The sequence below is a fragment of the Geminicoccus roseus DSM 18922 genome, assembly GCF_000427665.1.
In the GTDB taxonomy this organism is placed as follows: Bacteria; Pseudomonadota; Alphaproteobacteria; order Geminicoccales; family Geminicoccaceae; genus Geminicoccus; species Geminicoccus roseus.
Genome location: NZ_KE386572.1, coordinates 2,949,736 through 2,971,795, shown reverse-complemented (window position 1 = coordinate 2,971,795; position 22,060 = coordinate 2,949,736). Strand labels below are relative to the sequence as shown.

At 69.7% G+C, this 22,060-nt stretch carries 23 protein-coding genes and 1 tRNA gene; 19 read left to right on the top strand and 5 right to left on the bottom strand.

Going from position 1 to position 22,060, the window contains the following annotated elements:
- Window positions 1-7 precede the first annotated feature (7 nt).
- On the bottom strand, window positions 8-112 hold the full coding sequence (pqqA, locus tag GEMRO_RS0114845; RefSeq protein ID WP_027134617.1) for a pyrroloquinoline quinone precursor peptide PqqA: 105 nt from the start codon (window positions 110-112) through the stop codon (window positions 8-10).
- Window positions 113-334: 222 nt separating this feature from the next.
- On the opposite strand from pqqA, the gene GEMRO_RS0114840 reads away from it, so the two are divergent.
- Window positions 335-1,726, top strand: coding sequence for a dihydrolipoyl dehydrogenase family protein (locus GEMRO_RS0114840; RefSeq protein ID WP_027134616.1), 1,392 nt, complete (start codon window positions 335-337; stop codon window positions 1,724-1,726).
- 211 nt (window positions 1,727-1,937) lie between these two features.
- Here the strand turns inward: GEMRO_RS0114840 and GEMRO_RS0114835 are convergent.
- Window positions 1,938-2,012: transfer RNA gene (locus GEMRO_RS0114835), tRNA-Gly, on the bottom strand.
- A gap of 170 nt (window positions 2,013-2,182) precedes the next feature.
- On the opposite strand from GEMRO_RS0114835, the gene trxA reads away from it, so the two are divergent.
- The 12 genes from trxA (at window position 2,183) to GEMRO_RS0114775 (ending at window position 11,423) form a co-directional block, all read left to right on the top strand.
- Complete coding sequence (gene trxA / locus GEMRO_RS0114830; protein ID WP_027134615.1) at window positions 2,183-3,118, top strand: thioredoxin; 936 nt, start codon at window positions 2,183-2,185, stop codon at window positions 3,116-3,118.
- Window positions 3,118-3,768 carry an LON peptidase substrate-binding domain-containing protein gene (locus tag GEMRO_RS29860; RefSeq protein WP_051329096.1) on the top strand — a complete coding sequence of 217 codons (651 nt, stop codon included), beginning with the start codon at window positions 3,118-3,120 and terminating at the stop codon, window positions 3,766-3,768. The genes trxA and GEMRO_RS29860 overlap by 1 nt, the downstream gene beginning before the upstream one ends.
- Window positions 3,769-3,786: 18 nt before the next feature.
- Window positions 3,787-4,035, top strand: coding sequence for a Trm112 family protein (locus tag GEMRO_RS0114820; protein WP_051329095.1), 249 nt, complete (start codon window positions 3,787-3,789; stop codon window positions 4,033-4,035).
- Window positions 4,032-4,397: a gamma-butyrobetaine hydroxylase-like domain-containing protein gene (locus tag GEMRO_RS0114815; RefSeq protein WP_027134613.1), complete on the top strand. Its 366-nt coding sequence runs from the start codon at window positions 4,032-4,034 to the stop codon at window positions 4,395-4,397. Before GEMRO_RS0114820 ends, GEMRO_RS0114815 begins: the two co-directional genes overlap by 4 nt.
- A 14-nt stretch (window positions 4,398-4,411) precedes the next feature.
- A complete protein-coding gene (locus GEMRO_RS0114810; protein WP_027134612.1) occupies window positions 4,412-5,602 on the top strand; it encodes an MFS transporter in 1,191 nt (396 codons plus the stop codon).
- On the top strand, window positions 5,602-6,444 hold the full coding sequence (locus GEMRO_RS29855) for a glutathione S-transferase family protein (protein ID WP_051329094.1): 843 nt from the start codon (window positions 5,602-5,604) through the stop codon (window positions 6,442-6,444). The genes GEMRO_RS0114810 and GEMRO_RS29855 overlap by 1 nt, the downstream gene beginning before the upstream one ends.
- A 13-nt stretch (window positions 6,445-6,457) precedes the next feature.
- On the top strand, window positions 6,458-7,192 hold the full coding sequence (locus GEMRO_RS0114800) for a gamma-glutamyl-gamma-aminobutyrate hydrolase family protein (protein ID WP_027134611.1): 735 nt from the start codon (window positions 6,458-6,460) through the stop codon (window positions 7,190-7,192).
- Window positions 7,189-7,959 (top strand): pseudouridine synthase, encoded by a 771-nt coding sequence (locus GEMRO_RS29850; protein WP_035485370.1) that lies wholly within the window; start codon window positions 7,189-7,191, stop codon window positions 7,957-7,959. Before GEMRO_RS0114800 ends, GEMRO_RS29850 begins: the two co-directional genes overlap by 4 nt.
- A complete protein-coding gene (rsmD, locus tag GEMRO_RS0114790) occupies window positions 7,956-8,510 on the top strand; it encodes a 16S rRNA (guanine(966)-N(2))-methyltransferase RsmD (RefSeq protein WP_027134610.1) in 555 nt (184 codons plus the stop codon). Before GEMRO_RS29850 ends, rsmD begins: the two co-directional genes overlap by 4 nt.
- Window positions 8,507-9,493, top strand: coding sequence for a M23 family metallopeptidase (locus tag GEMRO_RS0114785; RefSeq protein WP_027134609.1), 987 nt, complete (start codon window positions 8,507-8,509; stop codon window positions 9,491-9,493). Before rsmD ends, GEMRO_RS0114785 begins: the two co-directional genes overlap by 4 nt.
- A gap of 84 nt (window positions 9,494-9,577) precedes the next feature.
- Window positions 9,578-10,006 carry a cupin domain-containing protein gene (locus tag GEMRO_RS0114780; RefSeq protein WP_027134608.1) on the top strand — a complete coding sequence of 143 codons (429 nt, stop codon included), beginning with the start codon at window positions 9,578-9,580 and terminating at the stop codon, window positions 10,004-10,006.
- 67 nt (window positions 10,007-10,073) lie between these two features.
- Window positions 10,074-11,423, top strand: a complete 1,350-nt coding sequence (locus GEMRO_RS0114775) for a dihydrolipoyl dehydrogenase family protein (RefSeq protein ID WP_027134607.1) — start codon at window positions 10,074-10,076, stop codon at window positions 11,421-11,423.
- Window positions 11,424-11,643: 220 nt separating this feature from the next.
- On the opposite strand, the gene GEMRO_RS0114770 is transcribed toward GEMRO_RS0114775, so the two are convergent.
- Entirely contained in the window at window positions 11,644-12,285 is a 642-nt protein-coding gene (locus tag GEMRO_RS0114770; protein ID WP_027134606.1) for a PEBP family protein, read from the bottom strand.
- A gap of 286 nt (window positions 12,286-12,571) precedes the next feature.
- Here GEMRO_RS0114770 and GEMRO_RS0114765 point away from each other — a divergent pair, with 286 nt between their 5' ends.
- The 6 genes from GEMRO_RS0114765 to GEMRO_RS0114740 all read left to right on the top strand — a co-directional run bounded on the left by GEMRO_RS0114765 (window position 12,572) and on the right by GEMRO_RS0114740 (window position 20,314).
- Window positions 12,572-13,591 carry a zinc-dependent alcohol dehydrogenase family protein gene (locus GEMRO_RS0114765; protein WP_027134605.1) on the top strand — a complete coding sequence of 340 codons (1,020 nt, stop codon included), beginning with the start codon at window positions 12,572-12,574 and terminating at the stop codon, window positions 13,589-13,591.
- A 100-nt stretch (window positions 13,592-13,691) separates the two neighbouring features.
- Entirely contained in the window at window positions 13,692-13,907 is a 216-nt protein-coding gene (locus GEMRO_RS0114760) for a hypothetical protein (RefSeq protein ID WP_027134604.1), read from the top strand.
- On the top strand, window positions 13,888-15,111 hold the full coding sequence (locus tag GEMRO_RS32760) for an adenylate/guanylate cyclase domain-containing protein (RefSeq protein ID WP_084506999.1): 1,224 nt from the start codon (window positions 13,888-13,890) through the stop codon (window positions 15,109-15,111). The genes GEMRO_RS0114760 and GEMRO_RS32760 overlap by 20 nt, the downstream gene beginning before the upstream one ends.
- A complete protein-coding gene (locus GEMRO_RS0114750) occupies window positions 15,108-15,989 on the top strand; it encodes an endonuclease/exonuclease/phosphatase family protein (RefSeq protein ID WP_027134603.1) in 882 nt (293 codons plus the stop codon). Before GEMRO_RS32760 ends, GEMRO_RS0114750 begins: the two co-directional genes overlap by 4 nt.
- Before the next feature lie 100 nt (window positions 15,990-16,089).
- Window positions 16,090-17,916: an ABCB family ABC transporter ATP-binding protein/permease gene (locus GEMRO_RS0114745; RefSeq protein ID WP_027134602.1), complete on the top strand. Its 1,827-nt coding sequence runs from the start codon at window positions 16,090-16,092 to the stop codon at window positions 17,914-17,916.
- A gap of 478 nt (window positions 17,917-18,394) precedes the next feature.
- Window positions 18,395-20,314, top strand: coding sequence for a hypothetical protein (locus tag GEMRO_RS0114740; protein ID WP_027134601.1), 1,920 nt, complete (start codon window positions 18,395-18,397; stop codon window positions 20,312-20,314).
- A 131-nt stretch (window positions 20,315-20,445) separates the two neighbouring features.
- Here GEMRO_RS0114740 and GEMRO_RS0114735 read toward each other — a convergent pair whose 3' ends face one another.
- Together GEMRO_RS0114735 and GEMRO_RS0114730 are read right to left on the bottom strand one after the other, a co-directional pair.
- A complete protein-coding gene (locus GEMRO_RS0114735) occupies window positions 20,446-20,988 on the bottom strand; it encodes a CHRD domain-containing protein (protein WP_027134600.1) in 543 nt (180 codons plus the stop codon).
- A gap of 342 nt (window positions 20,989-21,330) precedes the next feature.
- A complete protein-coding gene (locus GEMRO_RS0114730) occupies window positions 21,331-22,023 on the bottom strand; it encodes a GntR family transcriptional regulator (RefSeq protein ID WP_051329092.1) in 693 nt (230 codons plus the stop codon).
- Window positions 22,024-22,060 lie beyond the last annotated feature (37 nt).

Genomic DNA, 22,060 nt, shown 5'->3' with positions numbered 1-22,060 from the left:
GCTGGCATCAGTCGATCAGGTCGCCTTCCGGCGCCTCGATCTCGGCCGATTCGTAGCTGGTGACCTCCATGCCGACGCGCATTTCGATCAGGATCGGGGTTTCCCAGGTCATTCTTCGGCTCCTCACGGGCTGTCTTCGTCAAGCAGATCAAACCCCACCTACCCCAGACGTTCCTGGCATGTCGCCGGAAAAGCTCCGTCCACTTGGGTGCCGTACCGCCCGGGCCATCGGCTCTTTCATTCAATACGGCAGTGCCCGGACGCGGGATCAGGTGGCGTGCGGCGCACAGGCCGCCTGTTCCGACCGCCCCAAGCAACGCGAGGCACCTCCATCATGGCGCAAACCGGCCATTACGACGCCCTGGTCATCGGCAGCGGCGAGGGCGGCAAGTACCTGGCATGGCATCTGGCGCGCGCCGGCCAGTGCGCCGCCGTGGTCGAGCGGCGCTGGATCGGCGGCTCCTGCCCGAACATCGCCTGCCTGCCCAGCAAGAACGTGATCTGGAGCTCGCATCTGGTGAGCCTGGGCCAGGAGGCCGCCCGCCACGGCATCGCCCCGGCCCCCGGCGGGGTCACCATGCCGCGGGTCCAGGAACGCAAGCGCGCCATGGTCGACGGCCTGATCGACATGCATCTGGACCAGTTCCGCGGCAGCGGCGCCGAGCTGATCATGGGCCAGGCGAGCCTGGTGGGCGACCGCCGGGTCGAGGTCCAGCTGAACGAGGGCGGCGCCGTCACCCTCACCGCGGAGCGGCTGTTCCTCAACCTCGGGACCCACGCCGCCGTGCCGGACGTGCCCGGGCTGGCGGCGGCGCGGCCGCTCACCCATGTGGAGGCGCTGGACCTCGACCATGTGCCTGAGCATCTCGTGGTGATCGGCGGCGGCTATGTCGGCCTGGAACTGGCCCAGGCCTATCGCCGCTTCGGCGCCAGCGTCACCGTCCTGGAACAGGGCGGGCAGATCGCCGGCCGCGAGGATCCCGACGTCGCGGCGACCCTGGGCGGCATCCTGCGCGCCGACGGGATCGAGCTGCGCACCGGTGTCAAGCTGCGGCAGGTCTCCGGCCGCTCCGGCGACCATGTCCTGGTCCTGGCCGAGACCGCGGACGGCTCGCTCACCATCCAGGCCAGCCACATCCTGGCAGCCGCCGGCCGCATCCCCAACACGGCCGGGATCGGCCTGGAGGAAGCCGGGATCAAGCTGACCGGGCGCGGCTTCATTGCGGTGAACGACCGGCTGGAGACCAGCCAGCCGAACGTGTGGGCCCTGGGCGAGGTCGCCGGCAGCCCGCAATTCACCCACGCCTCGCTGGACGATTTCCGCATCATCCGGGACAACCTCGCCGGCGGCAGCCGCAGCACGGGCGACCGGCTGGTGCCCTACGCGCTGTTCACCGAGCCGCAGCTGGCGCGGGTCGGGCTGGACGAGGGCGAGGCCGCCAGGCGCGGGATCGCGGTGCGCACGGCCAGCCTGCCGATCGCGGGCGTCCTGCGCGCCCGGACCCTTTCGGCCACCGACGGCTTCATGAAGGTGCTGGTCGCGGCCGACAGCGACCGGATCCTGGGCTTCACCATGATCGGCCCGGATGCCAGCGAGGTGGTGGCGGTGGTGCAGGTCGCGATGCTGGCGGGGATGCCCTTCCCGGTCCTGCGCGAGGCGGTCCTGGCGCACCCGACCATGGCCGAGGCGCTGGGTCCCCTCCTGGGACGGGTGCCGCCGCGCTGAGGCCGCCGGGCAAGTGCCGCCGCCCCGCCCGGGCGGCGGCCGGACCGCCAGGCCATGTCGCCGGGAGCGGCGGCGCAGACGAGCCGGTGCGCTGGACTGAAGTTCTCGCGATAAAGGGATGATGCAGGCCGGCCGCTGCTTCAGCGGTGCCGGGACAGCTCGAACAGTCTGGAGCGACTGTTCACGGCAACTTGCGATCTTGGGAAGTCTTTGGAGCGGGCGAAGGGATTCGAACCCTCGACCCCAACCTTGGCAAGGTTGTGCTCTACCCCTGAGCTACGCCCGCGTCCTTGGGTGAAGCGGCTTCTAGGGGGAAATTGCGGAGCCGGCAAGCCCCATTTCGCAGCTTTTCGCAGCCCTTGTATCGGCAGGAGCCTGCCGCCATCTTGCAAGAGCGCGAGGCGGCGGGCCGATCCCGGCGCCGGTCTTTCTGATCTTCTTCCCTGGTGAGGCGTCATGGCGTTGTTCGGCACCGGTACGGCTCCGGCACCCGCACAAGCGAGCGGCAACGACTGGATCGTCGACGGCAGCATCGAGACCTTCGCCCAGGACGTCATCCAGTCGCCGGTCCCGGTGCTGGTCGACTTCTGGGCAACCTGGTGCGGGCCGTGCAAGCAGCTCACGCCCATGCTGGAAAAAGCCGTCAACAACGCCCGGGGCAAGATCCGCCTCGTCAAGATCGACATCGACAAGAATCCTGAGATCGCCCAGCAGTTCCGCATCCAGTCGGTGCCGACGGTCTACGCCTTCTTCAACGGCCAGCCGGTGACCGGATTCCAGGGCGCCCAGCCGGAGAGCCAGATCAAGGCGCTGATCGACCAGCTCCTGAAGATGGCCGGGTCCAGCGGCGCTGCCGGCGGTGCCGACGACATCGCCGCGGCGCTGGCCCAGGCCAAGGAGATGGCGGAGGCCGGCGACGTGCAGGGCGCTGCCGCGATCTACAGCGAGGTCCTGCAGCTGGAGGCGGAGAACCCGGCGGCGCTGGGCGGGCTCGCCCGCGCGCTGGTGGCCATGGGCGACATCCCCAGCGCCGAGGAGGTGCTGGGCCAGGCCCCGGTGGCGCTGACCAACAATGCCGAGATCACCGGGGCGAAGTCCGCTGTGGCGCTGGCCAAGGAGTCCGGCGAGCTGGGCGACCCGGTGGCGCTGGCCGCGCGGCTGGAGGCCGATCCCGCCGACCACGACGCCCGCTGCCAGCTGGCGACGCTGATGTTCCTGCGCGGCCAGGTCGAGCAGGCGATCGACCAGCTGCTCACCGTGATCCGCCGCGACCGCGAATGGGAGGACGACCGCGCCCGCAAGCAGCTGGTGAAGTTCTTCGACGTGCTCGGCCTGCAGCATCCGGCCACGCTGAAGGGCCGCCGCCAGCTGAGCTCGGTACTGTTTTCCTGATGACGGCGTCGGTCGAAAGCCTGCCGCTGCACTTCCCGGTCTTCCCGCTGGCCGGGGCCCTGCTGCTGCCGGGCGGCAACCTGCCGCTCAACATCTTCGAGCCCCGCTACCTGGCGATGGTCCGGGATGCCATGCAGACCCACAAGATCATCGGGATGGTGCAGCCCCGCCCGGACCAGGAGCGGGAGCGCAAGCCGAAGTTCTATGATGTCGGCTGCGCCGGGCGGATCACCCATTTCGAGGAAAACGACGACGGCCGCTTCCTGATCGCGCTGACCGGGGTGTGCCGGTTCGACGTGGCCGAGGAGCTGGACTGCGGCACGCTCTACCGCCAGGTCCGCGCCGATTTCAGCCGCTGGCTGGGCGACCTGGAGCCGTCCGAGCCCTCCACCGAACTGCGCGACGAGCTTTTGGAGGCGCTCCGGCAATTCCTGGACGCCCACGAGCTGGCCGCCGAATGGTCGGGGATCGAGCAGGCGCCGATGTCGGGCCTGGTCACCTCCCTGGCGATGATCTGCCCGTTCGAGCCGTCGGAAAAGCAGGCGCTGCTGGAAGCCGCCGACCTGAACCGGCAGACCGAGATCCTGACCGCGCTCATGCAGATGGACGCGCTGACCAGCCCCGGCGGCACGCCCACCCAGATGCACTGACCAGCGAGACGACGCCCCATGTCCGTAGCCCCGGTTCCGCCGACCGCCCCCGCCCCCTCTCCGGTGGATCCCCATCTCCTGGCCATCCTGGTCTGCCCGCTCACCAAGAGCCCGCTGCGCTACGACCGGGCAGCCGGCGAGCTGATCTCCGAGAAGGCCGGCCTGGCCTTCCCGATCCGCGACGGCATCCCGATCATGCTGGTCGACGAGGCCCGCCGGATCGAGGACGACCCGCTCCCGCGCGTGCCGCCCGAGCTGCGCCGATGAGCGCGGCCAAGGGCGAGCCCTGGCCCACCGAGATCCGCGTCACCCCGGGGGCGCGCGCCCTGGAGGTCGCCTTCGACGACGGCGCCAGCTTCTTTCTGCCCGCCGAGTTCCTGCGGGTGGAGAGCCCGTCCGCCGAGGTGCAGGGCCACGGGCCGAACCAGAAGACCATCGTCCCGAACAAGCGCGACGTGACCATCACCGCGGTCGACCCGGTCGGCAACTATGCGGTGCGCCTGGTCTTCTCGGACGGCCATTCCACCGGGATCTTCGCCTGGCCGACCCTCTACCGGATGGGCCGCGACCATGACCGGCTGTGGTCGGCCTATCTGGAAGCGCTGGCCGCCCGCAACCTGTCGCGCTGACCGCGTCCGCCCGGTTGGAGCTCGACCCCAAGCTGACCCGCGCCATCCTGGTGCAGACCTTCCTGGTCCAGGTGCTGGCGGCGCTGGCCATCTTCACCGTGCCGGTCCTGGCCACCGACATCGCCGCCGATCTGGGCCTCGATCCGGTGGTGGCCGGGCTCTACACCGCGACCCTGTTCGCCGGCGCCATCGCCGGCTCGGCCCTGGCCGGCCGGGTCGCCCAGGTCGTGGGCGCCTTTGCCGGCAGCCTCGCCTCGATCGTGCTGATCGGGCTGGGCATCGCCGTCCTCTCGGCCGGCTGGCTGCCGCTCCTGGCCCCCTCCGTCCTGTTCGCCGGGTTCGGCTACGGCCTGGTCAACCCGACCGCCTCGGCCCTGCTGGTGCGGGTGACCCGGCCGGAGCGGCGCGGCTGGGTGTTCTCGGTGAAGCAGACCGGCGTGCCGCTGGGCAGCGCGCTTGGCGGCTTTCTCGCTCCGCCTCTGGCCCACGCGATCGGCTGGCAGGCGACCCTGTTCCTGATCTCGGCCTTGTGCGTCCTGGTGGTCCTGCCGTTCGCCGGCATCGCCCTGCGCGGCTTCCGGCAGGGGCGCGGCTCGGGCGAAAGCCCGCCCGGCGGGGTCGGCCTGCTGCGGACCCACCGGCCGCTGCTGGTCCTCGCGTCCGGCTCGTTCGCCCTGGCTGCCCTGCAACTCTGCCTGTCGACCTTCCTGACCGCGCATCTGGTGCTGAACGGCGGCCTGTCCCTGGTCGCGGCCGGCCAGGTGTTCGCCTGCTCGCAGATCGGCGGTGCTGTCGCCCGGCCGCTCTGGGGCAGGCTCGCCGACTGGACCGGCTCGGCCGCCCGCACCCTGGGCCTGATCGGCGTCCTGGGCTCGATCGCCGGGTTCCTCACCGCGATCCTGAACCCGGACTGGCCGCTGCCGGCGATGATCCTGCTCTCCACCTGGTTCGGCGCCACCTCGCTCGCCTGGAACGGGGTGTTCTTCGCCGAGATCGTGCGGCTGGTGCGCCCCGAGGAGGCCGCCGCAGCCACCGGCGGGGTGCAGCTCTTCACCTATAGCGGGATCGTGGCCGGGCCGCTCCTGTTCGCCGCGGTGGCCTCGCTTGCCGGCGGTTTCGGCCCCGCCTACGCTGTGCTGGCGGCCGTGGCCTTGCCGGGGGCGATCGCGATCGGTGCCATGGCGGGGCGGGACAGGCGAGGGTGATGGCGAGCGACGTCGAGCTGGACGAGGCGGCCCCAAAGCCCCCTGCCCCCGAGGACCCCGCCACCGACGCGGCCGCCCTGGAAGCGCCGGCGGCCGACGAGATCGTGCTGGTGCAGTTCCCGCCGGTCTGGGGCCGCAATTTCAGCCCGTTCACCCTGAAGCTGGAGACCTGGCTGCGCCTGGCCCGCGTCCCCTACACCGTCCGCTTCCAGCGCAACCCGGCTCTCTCGCCCAAGGGCAAGCTGCCCTTCATCATCGATGGCGGCCGCCGGGTCGGCGACAGCGGCCTGATCATCGAGCATCTCAAGCGCAGCCGGCTGATCGACCCCGACGCCTGGCTGGACGGCCGCCAGCTCGCCGAGAGCCTGGCCCTGCAGCGGACCTTCGAGAATCATCTCTACCACGCCCTGGTCTATGCCCGCTGGATCGACCCGGAGGGCTGGGCCTCCCTGAAGCAGGTGGTGTCCGCCACCTTCCCGGCCCCGGCCGACCGGCTGATCGGGCCGCTCCTGCGCCGGCGGATGAACCGGCAGCTGCGCAGCCACGGCCTTGGCCGCCACAGCGCCCGCGAGATCTACGCCATGGCGCGCGAAGACCTGGCCGCCGCCTCGATTCTCCTGGGCGGCAACCGCTTCTTCATGGGCTCCCACACCTCGACCATCGACGCGGTCGCCTACGGCTTTCTGGCCAACATCCTGCTGGTGCCGATGGAGACGGAGCTGCGCCGGATCGCCGACGAGTTCCCCAACCTGCGCCGGTTCTGCGAGCAGATGGACCTGGGCCTGGAGCGCGCGTCCTTGCGCGCCGAGGTGAATGCGCCGCATACCGCGCCCGGTGCCTGATCGGAACATTGTCATGACGAACGCCCAAACCCGGCCGCTGATCGGCCTGACGCTCGACGCCGAGCCCGCGGGCGGCTGGTCGAAGCTGCCCTGGTACGCGCTGCGCCAGAATTATTTCGAGGCGGTGACGCAAGCCGGCGGCCTGCCGGTGGCCCTGCCGCACGAGCCGGAACTGGCCGAAGCCTATGCCGGCCGCCTGGCCGGCCTGATCGTCACCGGCGGCGCCTTCGACGTCGACCCCGGCCTGTACGGCGCCGGCGAGACCCACGCGACCGTGACCACCAAGGACCGGCGCACCCAGTTCGAGTGGGCGGTCACCCGGGCGGCCCTGGCGCGCGACCTGCCGGTGTTGGGCATCTGCGGCGGCCAGCAGCTCCTCAACGTCGTGCTGGGCGGCAGCCTGATCCAGCACATCCCGGACGCCGTGCCGGACGGTCTCGCCCACGAGCAGCCCAACCCGCGCACGGAGCCAGGCCACGACGTGGCCGTCGAGCCCGGCAGCCTCCTGCACCGGATCACCGGGATGGCGACCCTGCCGGTCAACAGCGCCCACCACCAGGCGGTGGACCGCCCGGCCCCTGGCCTGGCGGTCACCGGCCGCGCCGCCGACGGGGTGATCGAGGCGATCGAGGATCCCGCGCGCCGCTTCCTGCTGGGCGTGCAGTGGCACCCGGAATACGCCATCTCGCCCGGCGACCGGGCGATCTTCCAGGCCTTCGTCGACGCGGCGCGGGGGGTGCGGTCATGAGCGACGAAACGCCGGGCGGCGAACGGATCGCCAAGCGGATCGCCCGGGCCGGGCTCTGCTCGCGCCGCGACGCCGAGCGGCTGATCGCCGAGGGCCGGGTCGCGGTGAACGGCAAGGTGATTCCCTCGCCCGCCCTGAATGTCGGCGCCGACGACTGGATCGTGGTCGACGGCAAGCCGCTGCCGGCCGCCGAGCCGACCCGGCTGTTCCGCTACCACAAGCCGCGCGGCGTGCTCACCGCCGCCCGCGACCCCGAGGGCCGTCCGACGATCTACGACCGCCTGCCGCCGGACCTGCCGCGGCTGGTGCCGGTCGGCCGGCTGGACATCGGCTCCGAAGGGCTGCTGCTGCTCACCAACGACGGCGAGCTCAAGCGCCGGCTGGAGCTGCCCTCCACCGGCTGGACCCGCCGCTACCGGGCGCGCGTCCACAAGATGCCCGAGCCCGAGGCGCTGGCGCGCCTGCTGGCCGGGATCACCATCGAGGGCATCACCTACGGGCCGATCCAGGTGAGCGTCGACCGCGCACAGGGCGACAACAGCTGGATCATGGTCTCGCTGAAGGAAGGCAAGAACCGGGAGGTGCGCCGCGTCATGGAACATATCGGACATCCGGTCAGCCGCCTGATCCGGATCGCCTACGGCCCGTTCCAGCTGGGCCAGCTGCCGCGCGGCGAGGTCGAGGAGGTCAACCCCAGGGTGGTGCGCGAGCAGCTGGGCGCTGCGGCGCCCAAGGTGGTGCGCCGCGACCGGACGCGCCGGGCATGAGGATCATCGCTGGCCAGCATCGCGGCCGCCGCCTCGAGGAATTCGAGGGCGAGGGCGTGCGTCCCACCTCCGATCGGGCCCGCGAGGCCCTGTTCAGCATGCTGCACTCCCGCCAGGTCCTCCTGGACGCGGTGGTGCTCGACCTGTTCTGCGGCACCGGGGCGCTGGGCCTGGAAGCCCTCTCGCGCGGGGCGGCGCACGCCACCTTCGTCGACAGCAGCCCGGACGCGGTGGCGATCACCCGCAAGAACGTCCTAGCCTGCAAGGAGGCGGGGCGGTCCAAGGTGATCCGCGCGGACGCCACCAAGCTGACCGCCGCCGACCGGCCGCACGGCCTGGTCCTGCTCGACCCGCCCTACGGCAAGGACCTGGTCCGGCCGACCGTGGAGCGGTTGATGCTGGGCGGCTGGCTGGACGTGGGCGTGCTGATGGTGGCCGAGATCGGCCGCAAGGAGGACCCGCCGGAGCTGGAGGGTTTCCATGTGGACGACGTGCGCCGCTACGGCGCCGCCAAGTTCGTGTTCTACGCGGTGGGAGCACCCCCGGAATGACCTGTCGCCTGGCGCTGCTGCCGCTCTTCCTGTTTCCGCTGCTGCCGGCCTCGGCCGGGGCGCTGGAGCTGGACCTGCCGGTCGCCTGCACGCCCGGCGCCGACTGCTGGATCATCCATTACGTCGACCACGATCCCGGCCCGGGTGTCGCCGACAGCTTTTGCGGCTCCATGACCTATGACGGCCATGACGGCACCGACTTCGCGATCCGCGACGGGGCTGCGATGCGCGCCGGGGTCGACGTGCTGGCCGCTTCGGGCGGCGTGGTGAAGGCGGTCCGCGACGGCGTGCCGGACATCACCGTGGAGAAGGGCGGCAAGGAGGCGGTGACCGGGATCGACTGCGGCAACGGCGTGCTCCTGCAGCACGATCAGGGCTGGGAGACCCAGTACTGCCACCTGCGCGAGGGCAGCATTGCGGTCCGTACCGGCGACAAGGTGGCCGCGGGGCAGAAGCTGGGCCTGGTCGGCCTGTCCGGGATGACCAGCTTCCCCCACCTGCATCTGAGCCTGCGCAAGGACGGCGAGGAGCTCGACCCGTTCCACGGCACCCCGGTCGAGGCGGCCTGCGGCCAGGGCGGCCCGTCCCTGTGGAGCGCTGCCGCCGCCGACCAGCTCGCCTACCAGCCTTTGGCGCTGACCCTCCTGGGCATCGCCGACGGCCCGGTCGAGAGCGAGGCGGTCTGGGACGGCCGCGCCGAGGCCGAGGCAGTCACCGCCGATTCGCCGGCCCTGGTGGTGTTCCTGGGCGGCTATGCCCTGCGCCAGGGCGACCGGATCGAACTCACCCTGGTCGCCCCGGACGGCGCCGAGATGGTGAGCCACCAGCAGGACCAGGCCCGCGACCAGGCGCGCACCATGCTGTTCGCCGGGCGCAAGCGGCCCGAGGGCGGCTGGATGCCCGGCACCTGGCAGGCCCGGGCCGAGGTCCGGCGCGACGGAACCCCCTACCGGCTGGAGCGGAGCTTCCAGGTAGCGCCCTGACGCGTTCCCGGCGGATCACCACCTCCCCTGCCCCACGGTCGCCGGACCAGATCGGCCGGCACCCCCTAGATGGAGAGTAGCGCCATGGACCAGAACCAGCCCGCTGCCGGATCCGGCCGCTTCGACCTGAACGAGATCGCCCGCTCCTTTCCGGACAGCGCCGAGACCCTGCTGCTGGACCGCTACCTGACCGACCAGTCCAGCGCCAGCGCCCGGGTCTTCCGCGTCTACCGGCCGACCCCGCCCCATTACCATGCGGGGTGCGACGAGCATCTCCTGGTCCTGTCCGGCCGGGGCACCTTCTGGATCGGCAGCCCCGACCAGGGCGGCGCGTTCGGCCCCGGCCACCTCCTGTTCTTTCAGCGCAACACCGTCCACGCCCTGCCGGAGATCACCGAGGGCCCGCTGGTGTTCTTCTCGATCGACACCCCGCGCCGCGACCCGTCCGACGTGATCTTCGTCGACCCGGCCGACGGCAGCGCGGCGACGTTCATCCAGCAGCACCGCTACTGACCGGCCGGACGGAACGCCGGCTCGTCCCCGGGGTTACTTCTGATTGGCCAAGGGAGGACCCCGACCCATGAAGCAGTACGATCTGGTGGTGATCGGCACCGGCGTCGCCGCGGGGACCGTGGCCTCCACCTGCGCCGGCAAGGGATGGTCGGTGGCGATCGTGGATGCCCGCCCCTATGGCGGCACCTGCCAGCTGCGCGGCTGCGACCCCAAGAAGATGCTGCGCCGCTCCCCCGAGGTGATCGACGCGGCCTGGCGGATGAAAGGGCGGGGCGTGGCGCCGGACGGGCTGCACCTGGACTGGGCGGGGATGCAGGCCCACAAGCGCAGCTTCACCGACCCGGTGCCGGAGCAGCGCGAGAAGCAGTTCGCCGACGCCGGCATCGCCACCCTGCACGGCATGGCCCGCTTCACCGGCGGCACCAGCCTGGCAGTGGACGGCCGGGAGCTGCAGGCCCGCCACGTCGTGCTGGCCACCGGCATGAAGCCGCGCCCCCTCGCCATCCCCGGCGCCGAGCTCGCGATCGTCAGCGACGACTTCCTGGAGCTGGAATCGCTGCCGCCCCGGGTCCTGTTCATCGGCGGCGGCTACATCTCCTTCGAGTTCGCCCACATGGCGGCGCACTCGGATGCGGCGGTGACCGTGCTGAACCGCGGCCCGCGCCCGTTGAGCGGCTTCGACCCGGACCTGGTCGACATGCTGGCCGAACGCTCCCGCCACACGGGCATCGACCTGCAGGACCGGGCCGAGGTCGAGGCGATCGAGCGCCAGGGCGACGGCTTGCGGGTGCGCGCCAAGGTGAACGGCGAGACCCGCCATTTCGACGCCGACCTGGTGGTGCATGGTGCTGGCCGGGTCCCGAACATCGACGAGCTCGACCTGGACAAGGCCGGGGTGCAGGCTGGCAGGAAGGGCATCCTGGTCAACGAGTACCTGCAGAGCGTCTCCAACCCCGCCGTCTATGCCGCGGGCGACGTGGCCGCGACCGACGGGCCGCCGCTCACCCCGGTGGCCGCCCTGGAGGCCAAGGCGGTGGCCGCCAACCTCCTGGAGGGCAATCATTCCAGGCCGGACTATCGCGGCGTCCCCAGCGTCGTGTTCAGCCTGCCCGCCCTGGCCAGGGTCGGCCTGCTCGAGGAGGAGGCAAGGGAGCAGGGCCTGGACGTGGAGGTGAAGTTCACCGACATGCGCGAATGGTTCACGGTCAAGCGGGTGCGCGAGAGCCATGCCGCCGGCAAGGTGCTGGTCGACCGGAACAGCGGCCGGATCGTCGGCGCCCATCTCCTGGGGCCGGAGAGCAGCGAGCTGATCAACCTGTTCTCGCTGGCCGTCCATGCCGGCCTGACTGCCGAGCAGCTGCAGGGCTTCCACAGCGCCTATCCCTCGGCCGGCTCGGACATCGCCTCGCTGGTCTAGGTCCTGTCCGCAAAGGGAGGCCGAGCGACCGGACGCCTTCGCCATCGACGCCAGCGGCGCGGTCGGCACGATGCACTGTGCTGGGACCCTGACCCGTTCAGCAAAGAACATCGACCCGGATGGGCTTCCCCACCCCGCGTGGCCGTTCGGGTGGCGAACTCGCAGCAGCCCTTCCACCCTGCCGGTGCACAGCGGGGTGTGGCCGTCGCACCGGCAGGGCTCACTCGACCGTGAACCGGCAGAGGATCGTGTTGTCCTGCTCCAGGTCCGGCCCCCATATCAGCTTCGCGGCGGCGGACCACCGGATGTCGTCATAGCCGTCCTTGGGGCTCACCTCGCGCTCGGAATGGACCGTGGCCTGCGGCCAGTCCGACGCGTCGAACCCGGCCTGGTCCCAGCCGGCCGGCTCTTCGGCGGCCTCGAACATGCAGGCTCCTTCGGCGGCCACCGGGTGGGGCGCGCGTTCGCAGGCCTTGTCCATGGGGGCGGTGTGGATGACGAGGCACTGCCAGGCCGCATCGCTGACTGCGACGGTCTCGCCCGATGCGTCCCTGATCTGCACGATGACGCCGCCGTCTCCCATCTGCTGCCGCCGCGTGCCGATATATTCGAGCCCGGTATCGTTCTCCTTGAAGTCCTTCGCGACCAGGCCGACGACGAAGGGCCGCTCCGCCTGGAACTGGAAGCTCTCGGCATTGAACGATCGCTCGGTCGTGATCGGCACACTGTCCTCGGCGACCTTCGCGCCGTTGATCCGCATCTCGAACCAGTTGTCGGCCCAGACGTCCGCCGCATAGGTTTCCGCCCGGGCATGGGCCGGCGACACAGACAGGACGGTCATCGCGGCAAGCAAGCGCATCATCGGGAAATCCCTCTTTCTGTGCCCTGACCCTGGCACGCCCGAAGCGCGCGACGAACCTTCCGGTGGGAGGTAGAACGATCAGCCGTGGCGGATCGCCCCGCAGGCACGGGATGTCGACCATCCCTCGCAACAGGCTTCGTGATCGGCGTGGCCGCCCTGCCTCCACCGGCCTTCTTCAAGCGCGGTCTCTCTTCCCGGCGACCGACCGCCCGGGCTGCGCGGTTGACGGCGGACCGCCCGCCGGCCGAGGAAGCCGGCGGACGCCCGAGAATAAAGGAAATGGCTCATGAAGGCCGTACGGCTGGAATCCATCGGCAACCTGTTCGTCCGCGAGGTGCCGAAGCCCACCCCCGGCCCGGACGACCTCCTGGTCCGGGTGGAAGCCTGCGGCATCTGCGGCACCGACCGCCACCTCCTGCACGGCGAGTTCCCCTCCACCCCCAACACCACGCTCGGCCACGAGTTCTGCGGCATCGTCGAGGCGCGCGGCAGCGCCGTGCAGGGCTTCGAGGTCGGGGCCAGGATCACCGGCGACCCGAACATCGCCTGCGGCCGCTGCCCGCAATGCCAGGACGGCCGGGTCAATCTGTGCCGCAACCTCCAGGCGATCGGCATCCATCGCGACGGCGGCCTGGCCGAGTACGTGATCGTGCCGCAAAAGCAGGCGGTCGAGCTGCCGCCCCAGGTGAAGCCCGAACATGGCGCGTTCTGCGAGCCGCTGGCCTGCTGCCTGCACGGAATCGAGGTCGCGCAGATCCGCCCGGGCGCCTCGGTGGTGGTGCTGGGCGGCGGCGTGATCGGCCTGCTGGTGGTGCAGCTGGCGCGGCTGGCAGGTGCAGCCCGCGTCATCCTCTCCACCCGCCAGCAGTCCCGCCGCCAGCTGGCATTGGAGATCGGCGCCACCGACAGCGTCGATCCCACCGCCGCCGACGTGGTGGAGCAGGTCGCCGGGCCAGAGGGCCTGGCGCCGGGCGGGGTCGACGTGGTGATCGAGTGCGCCGGCGTCGCCGAGACCGTCCAGCAGTCGACCCGGCTGGCCAAGGCCGGCGGCACCGTGGTGATCCTGGGCGTGATGCCGCAGGGGGCCAAGGTCGAGATCGAGCCGTTTGACATCCTGTTCCGCGAGCTGCGGGTGCTGGGCTCGTTCATCAACCCGTTCGTCCACCGCCGCGCTGCCCTGCTGGTGGCGTCCGGCGCCATCGAGCTGGACCGGCTGGTCACGCGGCAGGTCGGCCTGGACGAGGCCCCTTCCGTCATCGGCGCGCCGCCGGCGCCGGGCGAGGTGAAGGTGCTGGTGGTTCCCTGAGCCCCCCGGCAGCCGGCGGGTGTTGAACCGGGCGGGAGGAAGGCGCACATGCATTCCCGCCCGATTCGCCGGCGCCACCTCCCAAGCGAGCCTGCCCCGCATGACCCTGCCCTGGACCATCGCCTGGCTCGTCGCCTCGCTCACCTTCGCCGGAGTCGGGATCTGGCAGGACCGCCGGCCGGTGGGCCTGGCCCCGGCGCCGCTCGTGCCGCCCTTGTTCTGGCTGGGGGTCGGCGTGATCGGGATCGTGCTGGGTTCCGCCCACCTCCTGTCCCTGCTCACCGGGGTGGAGCTGCATGGCCGCGCCTCCTTCTGACCAGTGCCCGGACTGCGCCGAGGCGATCGCCGCCTTGTGCGACGACCTTTTGGCCCGCGCCTCCGACTTCCCCGATCCGGGCGCGTTCATCACCCTGGTGGCGGAGCGCCTGACCGGGATCGGCCTGCCGATCCTCCGCCTGGCCGCCGGCGGCGAATTGCTGCACCCGACCATCGAGGCCATGGGCTGGCTGTGGCGGCCGGACAGCGGCGTGGTCCCCCGGGTCCTGGAGCGCCGCGAGAACTGGGACAGCGACGACTGGCTGAAGAGCCCGATCCTCCATCTGATCGAGAACAGCGGGCGCTCGCTGCAGCTGCCCGTGGACGACGACCGCATGGTCGCCCGCTTCCCGATCCTGGCCGACATGCGCGAGGAAGGGGCCGCCGAATATCTTCTGTTCGTGGAGCGGGTCGGCGGCGCCTTGCGGATCACCGCCGAGAACGACGTCTATGTCTCGTTCGCCCATGGCGGCCGGTTCAAGATCGACGAGCCCACCGCCAAGGGCCTGCAGCGCCTGGCGCATCTTCTGATCCTGATCATCCAGGCCAACGCCGCCGTGGCCACCGCGCGCGGCCTGCTGGGCGTGTATCTGGGCACCGACGCCGCCCAGAAGGTGCTGGACGGCAACGTGGTGCGCGGCCGCGCCGACCCGATCGAGGCGGTGATCTGGTATTCCGACCTGGCCGACTTCACCAAGATCACCGACGAGAAGCCGCCCAAGGGCGTGCTGGCCCTGCTCAACGACTATGCCGCCACCGTCGCCGACGAGCTGGCCCGCCATGGCGGCAACGTCCTGAAGTTCACCGGCGACGGCATCCTGGCGGTGTTCCAGGAAGGCGACGGCGCCGCCCGGGCGCTGGAGGCGGTCCGGGGCGTCCGCCTGGCGGTATCGGGGCTGAACGACCAGCGCCGGGCGCGCTCGGCCCCCACCACCGGGGTCTACATCGCCCTGCACCACGGCGAGCTGCTCTACGGCAATTTCGGCAGCACCACCCGGATGGACTTCACCGTCCTGGGCCAGGCGGTCAATCAGGCCGCGCGGATCGCGGCGATGTCGCGCGGGCTGGACCAGCCGGTGATCCTGAGCGAGGCGTTCGCCGCGGCGGCGGGGCCGGAGCGTCACCGTTTCGTCTCCTTGGGGCGCTACGCCCTGCGCGGCGTCACCCGCCCCCAGGAACTCTTCACGCTGGACCCCACCGCATGATCTCGCTCGTCACCTGGAACATCCAGTACGGACGCGGCCGCGACGACCGCGTCGACCTGGAGCGCCAGGCCGATCTGCTCCGCTCGTTCGACGTCATCGGGCTGCAGGAGGTCGACCGCTGCTGGCGCCGGACCGGCGAGGTCGACCAGGTCGCCCGCCTGGCCGAGCTCCTGCCCGACCACTACCATGTCTATGCGCCCGCCACCGACATCCTCAAGCAGCACGGGCCGGGGCCGAAGGGCGCCGTGCGCCGCCAGTTCGGCAACGCGGTGTTTTCCCGCTTTCCGATCCTGACCGCCAACCCGGTCAGCCTGCCGCGCCGCGCCGCCATCGGCATCCCCACCAGCGCCCGCATCGCCCTGGACACGATCCTCCAGCTCCCGTCCGGCCGGCACCTGCGCTTCTGCTCGACCCATCTGGACCATGCCCAGCCCGACCTGCGCCTGGAGCAGGCCGAGGCGCTGTTGCGCCTGTTCCGCGAGGGGCAGCTTTCCGGCGGCGTCAGCCATGGGGCCCGGGCGAGCGACGACCATTGGTGGGGCGAGGAGATCGACGCGCCGCCGGTGCCCGCCGACATGGTCCTGGTCGGCGACTTCAACATGGTCCACACCGAGGACGCCTACACCCGCCTGGTCGGCGCCAGGGACAGCTATTTCGGCCGGGTCGCCCATCTGGACGGGTTCGCCGACAGCTGGACGCTCACCGGCCATGCCGAGGACGAGGGACTGACCTGGTGGGACGACCCGGCGGTTAACCCGCGCCGGCTGGACTACGTGCTGGTCACCGCCGGCCTCGTGCCGCTGGTCCGTTCCTGCACGATCCTGGAGGGCGATCTGTCCGACCACCAGCCGGTCGCGGTGCAGCTCGACCTCGGCTGAAGCCGGACTTTCCCTGGACCCGCTCCAGATCCGGGCGTAACCACCGGTCCTGTCGAGATTGTCGGCCTGTTCCCGGGCCGTGTCGGGCGACGGGGACCGGATGAGCGAGCGGATCGAGAAGCGGCCGGCCATGGCCGAACTGAAGCGCCTGACGGCCTTCGTCCTGCCCTACCTCTGGCCGAAGAACGAGCCGGGGCTGCGCACCCGGGTGGTGCTGGCGACGATCGTGATGGTCGCCGCCAAGCTCCTCAACATCCAGGTGCCGTTCTTCCTCAAGCGCATCGTCGATGCGCTGAGCCTGCCCGACGACCTGCTGGTGACCCTGCCGCTGGCGGCGCTCTTGGCCTACGGCGCCGCCAGGCTCGGCGCCGCCCTGCTCCAGGAGCTGCGCGGCGCGATCTTCGCCCGGGTCGGCGAGCGGGCCGGCCGGCGGGTCGCGATCGGCGTCTACCGCCATCTGTTCGACCTGTCGCTGCGCTACCACCTGGAGCGGCGCACCGGCGAGCTCGGCCGCTCGGTCGAGCGCGGCGTCAAGGCGATCAGCTTCCTGCTGACCACCGCCCTGTTCTCGATGGTGCCGGTGATCGTCGAGCTGGTCCTGGTGCTGGGCATCCTGCTCAAGCTCTATCCCTGGACCTGGGCGTTCACGGTCTTCTTGACCATCAGCCTCTACGCCGTCTTCACCATCTGGACCACCAACTGGCGGACCAAGTACCGGCGCGAGATGAACCGGCTGGACAACCTGTTCGCCGGCCAGGCGGTGGACGGGCTGATCAACTACGAGATGGTCAAGGCGTTCACCGCCGAGGAGCACGAGACCCGCCGGCTCGACGCCGCGATGGCGCAGTACGAGGACGCCGCGGTCCGCTCGCAGACCTCGCTCTCGATCCTGAACACCGGCCAGGCCGCGATCATCGCGGTGGGCGTCACCGCGCTGATGGCGCTGTCCGCCTCCCGCGTGGTCGCCGGCGAGGCCACGGTCGGCGACGTGGTGCTGATCAACGCCTTCATCCTGCAGCTCTATCTGCCGCTGAACTTCCTGGGCGTGCTCTACCGCGAGCTCAAGCAGTCGACGACCGACCTGGAGAACCTGGCCGGCCTGTCCGGCCTGCGCCCCGAGGTCGCCGACGCCCCGGATGCCCAGCCTCTGAAGCTGGCCAGCCATGCCGACCATGCCGGCGGCGAGGTGCGCTTCGAGCATGTCAGCTTCGCCTACGACCCGCGCCGGCCGATCCTGGACGATCTGTCCTTCACCATCCCGCCCGGCAAGAAGCTGGCGATCGTGGGACCGTCCGGGGCCGGCAAGTCGACGGTGGTCCGCCTCCTGTTCCGCTTCTACGACGTGACCTCCGGCGCGATCCGGATCGACGGTCAGGACGTGCGCACGGTCCGCCAGCACTCCCTGCGCCAGGCGATCGGGGTGGTGCCGCAGGACACCGTGCTGTTCAACGACACGGTGCGCAGCAACATCGCCTATGCCCGGCCGGACGCGCCGGAGGCGGACATCGTGGGGGCGGCGCGCACCGCGCAGATCCACGACTTCATCCAGGCTCTGCCCGAGGGCTACGACACCGTGGTCGGCGAGCGCGGCCTGAAGCTGTCGGGCGGCGAGAAGCAGCGGGTCGCCATGGCGCGGGTGATGCTGAAGGACCCGCCGATCCTGATCCTGGATGAGGCGACCTCGGCCCTGGACAGCCGCACCGAGCAGGCGCTGCAGGACGGCCTGCAGCGGGTGGCGCGCGGCCGCACCACGCTGGTGATCGCCCACCGCCTCTCCACCGTGGTGGATGCCGACGAGATCCTGGTGCTGGAGCACGGAAAGGTGATCGAGCGCGGCAGCCATGCCCGCCTTTTGGCCCATGGCGGGTTGTACGCGCAGATGTGGCGCCGCCAGCACGAGCGGGCCGACAGCCCGGCGGGTGCCTGAGCCCCGCCAGCGCGGCCTATTCATCCTCCCGAGCGAACAAACGTTGCCGCGGACACCTTTAGGTTGCTTGCCGGCGGCTGGGTCATGTTCGGCTGCGCTTGTAACTGTGGCAGAACATCTCACCTGTTACTGGTAATACTATAGTCTTTCTCGCTTTGAATGATCTCTTTCCGGAAAGCTAAAACACCCGATTGCGCAATGGGTTGAGAAATTTAACATCCATCCAGATGATGAATGTGTTTTTTCCGGAATCATGAAAATCACTTCACCTTATGCATCTTGAGATACCTCGCCATTCTCACCCCCGCCCCGATCATCTAGGGCCTCGTAACGGGATTTCCGCGATATCTTCAAAATATCCGGAAATCTTGAAGGGCGAATAACGCTGGATCCGATCAGATCGCCAGGCCCGTCGGTGCCTCGCTGGGAATTCGGCTGCCCTTGCCTTGGGTGTTTCTGATGGATCCGTGGGGGGATCATGAAGCGTGGCAATTGCGCGGCAATTTCTGCTGCCCTGTTTCTTGGCCTGTCCGTCAGCTTGATGGTCGGTCCGACTGCGGCCTGGGGGGCGGTCAGCCTGGGCAATGTCGTGATCGACACCAGCGGCTGGCGCTACAACATGACGGTCATGCGCGAGCAGGCCAAGACCGATCCGTTCAAGGCCGAGCAGTACGCCTACTATCTCGACAAGATGAACGTCACCGACGAGTACATCGTCGCCTATGCCGCGGCGGTGGACGCCAAGTTCAACGGCGGCTCCTCGGCCGAATCGGGCAGCGGCTTCGTCCCCGACCCGATCCTGGGCAACGCGGTGATCGACACCAGCGGCTGGCGCTACAACATGACGGTCATGCGCGAGCAGGCGAAGACCGATCCGTTCAAGGCCGAGCAGTACGCCGCCTACCTCGTCAAGATGAATGTCACCGACGCCTACGTCGCCGCCTATGCGGCCGCGGTGGAGGCCATGTTCGGCTCCGGCTCCGGCACGCCGAACGATGGCGGCAGCACCGGCGGCAGCACCGGCGGCAACACGGGCGGCAGCAGCAGCGTCGTGCCGCTCAGCCTGAAGGACCGGGTCCTCCTGCACCGCGCCCCCGCCCGCGGCATGGAATACGTGCCCACCGCCAAGGCCGGCTCCTCGGCGTCCGGCAAGTCCTCCCTCGGCGTCGACGTCCTCAACAAGATCAACCTCGACGGCAACCCGATCACCAACGTCTATTCCAGCGTCCTCCCGCTCGACTACAATAAGAACGGCACCTCCGAGTTCCTGCACTGGAACGGCCATCGGATCATGCGTCTCTACGGCAGCGGCGGGAACAAGATCTGGCAGGTCACCAACAGCACTGGCCGCACCCTGGGCTCCGAAGCCTACACCCATCGCGACTCCGCGGCGATCCTCGACCTGAACGGCGACAAGATCGACGACGTGCTGCATTGCTGGCAGTCGGGCTCCACCAAGCAGCTGGTCGCCCGCGACGGCAAGACCGGCAAGGCGATCAAGACCATCAACCTGAGCGGCCAGAGCAACGGTGCTGCGTCCTTGTGCCTGATCTCGGTCTACCGGCAGCAGGCCACCAAGAAGCCGATCGTGCTGGTGGCGCACCAGCAGCCGGGCGGCAGCGCCAAGTGCAACGGCAAGAACTGGGTCGACAACTGGACCCAGGTGGCCGCGTTCGATACCAGCCTGAAGGAGCTGTGGAAGACCGACACCTGCCATGCCGGCCACGTCACTGCGGGCGTCGATGCCAACAATGACGGCTATCAGGAGTATTTCTTCGTCGGCAAGTACGCCTTGGACTTCAACGGCAAGATCCGCTGCACGCTGAAGGGCTGGACCTCCACCGACCATGTCGACGCGATCCGGGTGGCCAAGCTCGATCCGAACTCGTCGCGCATCACCGCGGTGGCGGTCGGCATGACCGGCGGCGGCGCGTTCGACGCCAGCAACTGCAAGTGGCTGTGGGGCTTCTCCAAGCTGATCCCCAACCCGCAGGAACTGGGCATCGCCCAGCTCGATCCCGCGCCCAAGCCCCTGTCGATCACCGTCACCGAGCGCGGCTCCAGCAGCGGCAAGACCCATGTGCTCGATGCCAGCGGCAAGATCGTCAAGGTGATCGGCGCCCGGCTCTTGCCGCTGCAGAACGCCGAGCTGGACGGCGACGCCCGCACCGACGAGATCGTGTCGATGTTCGGCGAGGTCTATAACGGTGCCGGCAAGCGGATCCTGTCCAAGAACTGGTACTGGGACCTGAAGGGCAGCAAGGTCACCGAGAAGAGCACCTCCAACATCTATGACCGGTGGGTCGCCTTCCCGCTGCTGTACGACGTCAACAACGACGGCAAGGACGAGCTGGTGACCTGGAGCCAGAGCCTGATCGTGGTCGGCAAGCTGCGCTGACCTGCAGGGCCGGGCCGGCCGCGACCGGCCGGCATCCTTCTCCTCCCCCCTCGGGCCCACGGCGATCGCCGTGGGCCTTTTCTTTGTCCGGACGGGCCCGGCCCGGGAGCTAGCGGAAAGCGCGCCCCTGCTCAGTGGTGGCCGGTATGGTGGCCATGGCCGAGATCGCCGCGGATCTCGCCGGCCGGATACTTCTCGCTGTGCACGTTGACGTAGATCGCCCCGGCCCGGATCGCCTTGATCAGCTCGGCGATGTTGTCGACGCCCTGGGCGGCCGGGCCGCCGACCTGCTTGATCGTGCCGCTGACCTTGCCGGCTTTCGGGCAGGCCGGGGTGCCGGCCGGGGCGTTGCCGAGGTTGCTGCACAGGAAGGCGGACACCCCGCCATTGGTGGCCTTGCGCCCGATATGGATGTGCGCCTGCTTCACCGTGCTCTCGGTGTTCCGGTAGTCCAGGACATACTGGATCGTCTGGCCCAGGATGCGCAGGGTCGCGGTGCCGCTGCCCTTGGTCACCACGGCCGGCACTTCCTGGTAGCTGTCGAGCTTGACCACGAACAGGCTGCGCTGCGGGGGCTTGGGCGGGTCGGGCCGCTTCCACTCATACGGCTCGCGGGCCTGGGCGCCGCTCACCGCGAGGGCGAGGAGGGATGCGAGGAAAATGCTGCGGATCATGTGGAATCTCCCTGATCGGCCGCCTCGGACCCCGGCAGGTGGGGCCTGGCCGACACGCTAATCAGCGTCATTCCACTATCGAGCAATCTTGGACATTCGGCAAGTTCTCATGAGCAATCTTGACAGATTCCATCGACCTTTACCCACGTAACTTCACTATTTCTGTCGGCTGACTGTTTATAAAAGATTTCCCGGATACATTATTGTTATTTGCCGGTGCATTGTCAGTATTGATATCGTGACCAAGTATCAGCCGGGAGTTCCGCGCCGGCACGAGCAAGCGCGGCCCGCCGCCGGGCGGAAACGCTCCAGTTCAGGCCGGCTCCGGTCTGTTTCGGCCGCTCAGATCCCCATCGCCCGCTGCAGCGACGCGCTCAGATGGTCCTCCATCGCCCGCACCGACGCATCGCCGTCGCGCAGGCGCACCGCCTCCAGGATCCGCAGATGCTCGTTCATGGTCTTGCCGACCATCGCCCAGGACAGCCGGTACAGATTGTCCATGCGGATCAGCCGGACCTGGTCCTTGGTCCGGGCATAGATCTCGTCGATCAGCGGGTTGCGCAGGCTGCTCACCATGGCGGTGTGGAACGCGACGTCCAGCCCGTGCGCCTCGACGATCAGGTCCTCGTTCACCGTCTCGGTCCTCGCCAGCACGTCCTGGTGGCGGGCCAGCCAGCGCTCGATCTCGGTGGCGGCCGCGTGGTCGGCATACTTGCGCACCGCCTCGCACTCGATGATCCGGCGCAGCTGGAAGCAGTTGCGGATCAGCGTGATGTCCGGCTTCACGATCCGGATCCCTGAGCGCGGCAGCATGGTCACCAGGCCTTCGCTCGCCAGGATCTGCAGCGCCTCGCGCAACGGCCCGATCGGCACCTCCATCAGCGTCATCAGCTCGGCCTGGGTCATGGTGGCGCCGGTGGGGATGCGCTGGTCGAACAGCATCTGCTTGAAGCGTTCATAGGCCAGCTGGCCGACCTTGGCCGCGCGCTTCTCGGTCTCCTGGATGGCGGGTTCGATCGGGTCAGACGACGACATGCTTCTCTCTCGCTGCACGGCCCGCCCGGCATCGGCG

What these genes read in the sequence shown, in the direction of transcription:
- pqqA (WP_027134617.1), bottom strand. Translation starts at nt 112, where the DNA reads ATGACCTGGGAAACCCCGATCCTGATCGAAATGCGCGTCGGCATGGAG.
- GEMRO_RS0114840 (WP_027134616.1), top strand. Translation starts at nt 335, where the DNA reads ATGGCGCAAACCGGCCATTACGACGCCCTGGTCATCGGCAGCGGCGAG.
- trxA (WP_027134615.1), top strand. Translation starts at nt 2,183, where the DNA reads ATGGCGTTGTTCGGCACCGGTACGGCTCCGGCACCCGCACAAGCGAGC.
- GEMRO_RS29860 (WP_051329096.1), top strand. Translation starts at nt 3,118, where the DNA reads ATGACGGCGTCGGTCGAAAGCCTGCCGCTGCACTTCCCGGTCTTCCCG.
- GEMRO_RS0114820 (WP_051329095.1), top strand. Translation starts at nt 3,787, where the DNA reads ATGTCCGTAGCCCCGGTTCCGCCGACCGCCCCCGCCCCCTCTCCGGTG.
- GEMRO_RS0114815 (WP_027134613.1), top strand. Translation starts at nt 4,032, where the DNA reads ATGAGCGCGGCCAAGGGCGAGCCCTGGCCCACCGAGATCCGCGTCACC.
- GEMRO_RS29855 (WP_051329094.1), top strand. Translation starts at nt 5,602, where the DNA reads ATGGCGAGCGACGTCGAGCTGGACGAGGCGGCCCCAAAGCCCCCTGCC.
- GEMRO_RS0114800 (WP_027134611.1), top strand. Translation starts at nt 6,458, where the DNA reads ATGACGAACGCCCAAACCCGGCCGCTGATCGGCCTGACGCTCGACGCC.
- GEMRO_RS29850 (WP_035485370.1), top strand. Translation starts at nt 7,189, where the DNA reads ATGAGCGACGAAACGCCGGGCGGCGAACGGATCGCCAAGCGGATCGCC.
- rsmD (WP_027134610.1), top strand. Translation starts at nt 7,956, where the DNA reads ATGAGGATCATCGCTGGCCAGCATCGCGGCCGCCGCCTCGAGGAATTC.
- GEMRO_RS0114785 (WP_027134609.1), top strand. Translation starts at nt 8,507, where the DNA reads ATGACCTGTCGCCTGGCGCTGCTGCCGCTCTTCCTGTTTCCGCTGCTG.
- GEMRO_RS0114780 (WP_027134608.1), top strand. Translation starts at nt 9,578, where the DNA reads ATGGACCAGAACCAGCCCGCTGCCGGATCCGGCCGCTTCGACCTGAAC.
- GEMRO_RS0114775 (WP_027134607.1), top strand. Translation starts at nt 10,074, where the DNA reads ATGAAGCAGTACGATCTGGTGGTGATCGGCACCGGCGTCGCCGCGGGG.
- GEMRO_RS0114770 (WP_027134606.1), bottom strand. Translation starts at nt 12,285, where the DNA reads ATGATGCGCTTGCTTGCCGCGATGACCGTCCTGTCTGTGTCGCCGGCC.
- GEMRO_RS0114765 (WP_027134605.1), top strand. Translation starts at nt 12,572, where the DNA reads ATGAAGGCCGTACGGCTGGAATCCATCGGCAACCTGTTCGTCCGCGAG.
- GEMRO_RS0114760 (WP_027134604.1), top strand. Translation starts at nt 13,692, where the DNA reads ATGACCCTGCCCTGGACCATCGCCTGGCTCGTCGCCTCGCTCACCTTC.
- GEMRO_RS32760 (WP_084506999.1), top strand. Translation starts at nt 13,888, where the DNA reads ATGGCCGCGCCTCCTTCTGACCAGTGCCCGGACTGCGCCGAGGCGATC.
- GEMRO_RS0114750 (WP_027134603.1), top strand. Translation starts at nt 15,108, where the DNA reads ATGATCTCGCTCGTCACCTGGAACATCCAGTACGGACGCGGCCGCGAC.
- GEMRO_RS0114745 (WP_027134602.1), top strand. Translation starts at nt 16,090, where the DNA reads ATGAGCGAGCGGATCGAGAAGCGGCCGGCCATGGCCGAACTGAAGCGC.
- GEMRO_RS0114740 (WP_027134601.1), top strand. Translation starts at nt 18,395, where the DNA reads ATGAAGCGTGGCAATTGCGCGGCAATTTCTGCTGCCCTGTTTCTTGGC.
- GEMRO_RS0114735 (WP_027134600.1), bottom strand. Translation starts at nt 20,988, where the DNA reads ATGATCCGCAGCATTTTCCTCGCATCCCTCCTCGCCCTCGCGGTGAGC.
- GEMRO_RS0114730 (WP_051329092.1), bottom strand. Translation starts at nt 22,023, where the DNA reads ATGTCGTCGTCTGACCCGATCGAACCCGCCATCCAGGAGACCGAGAAG.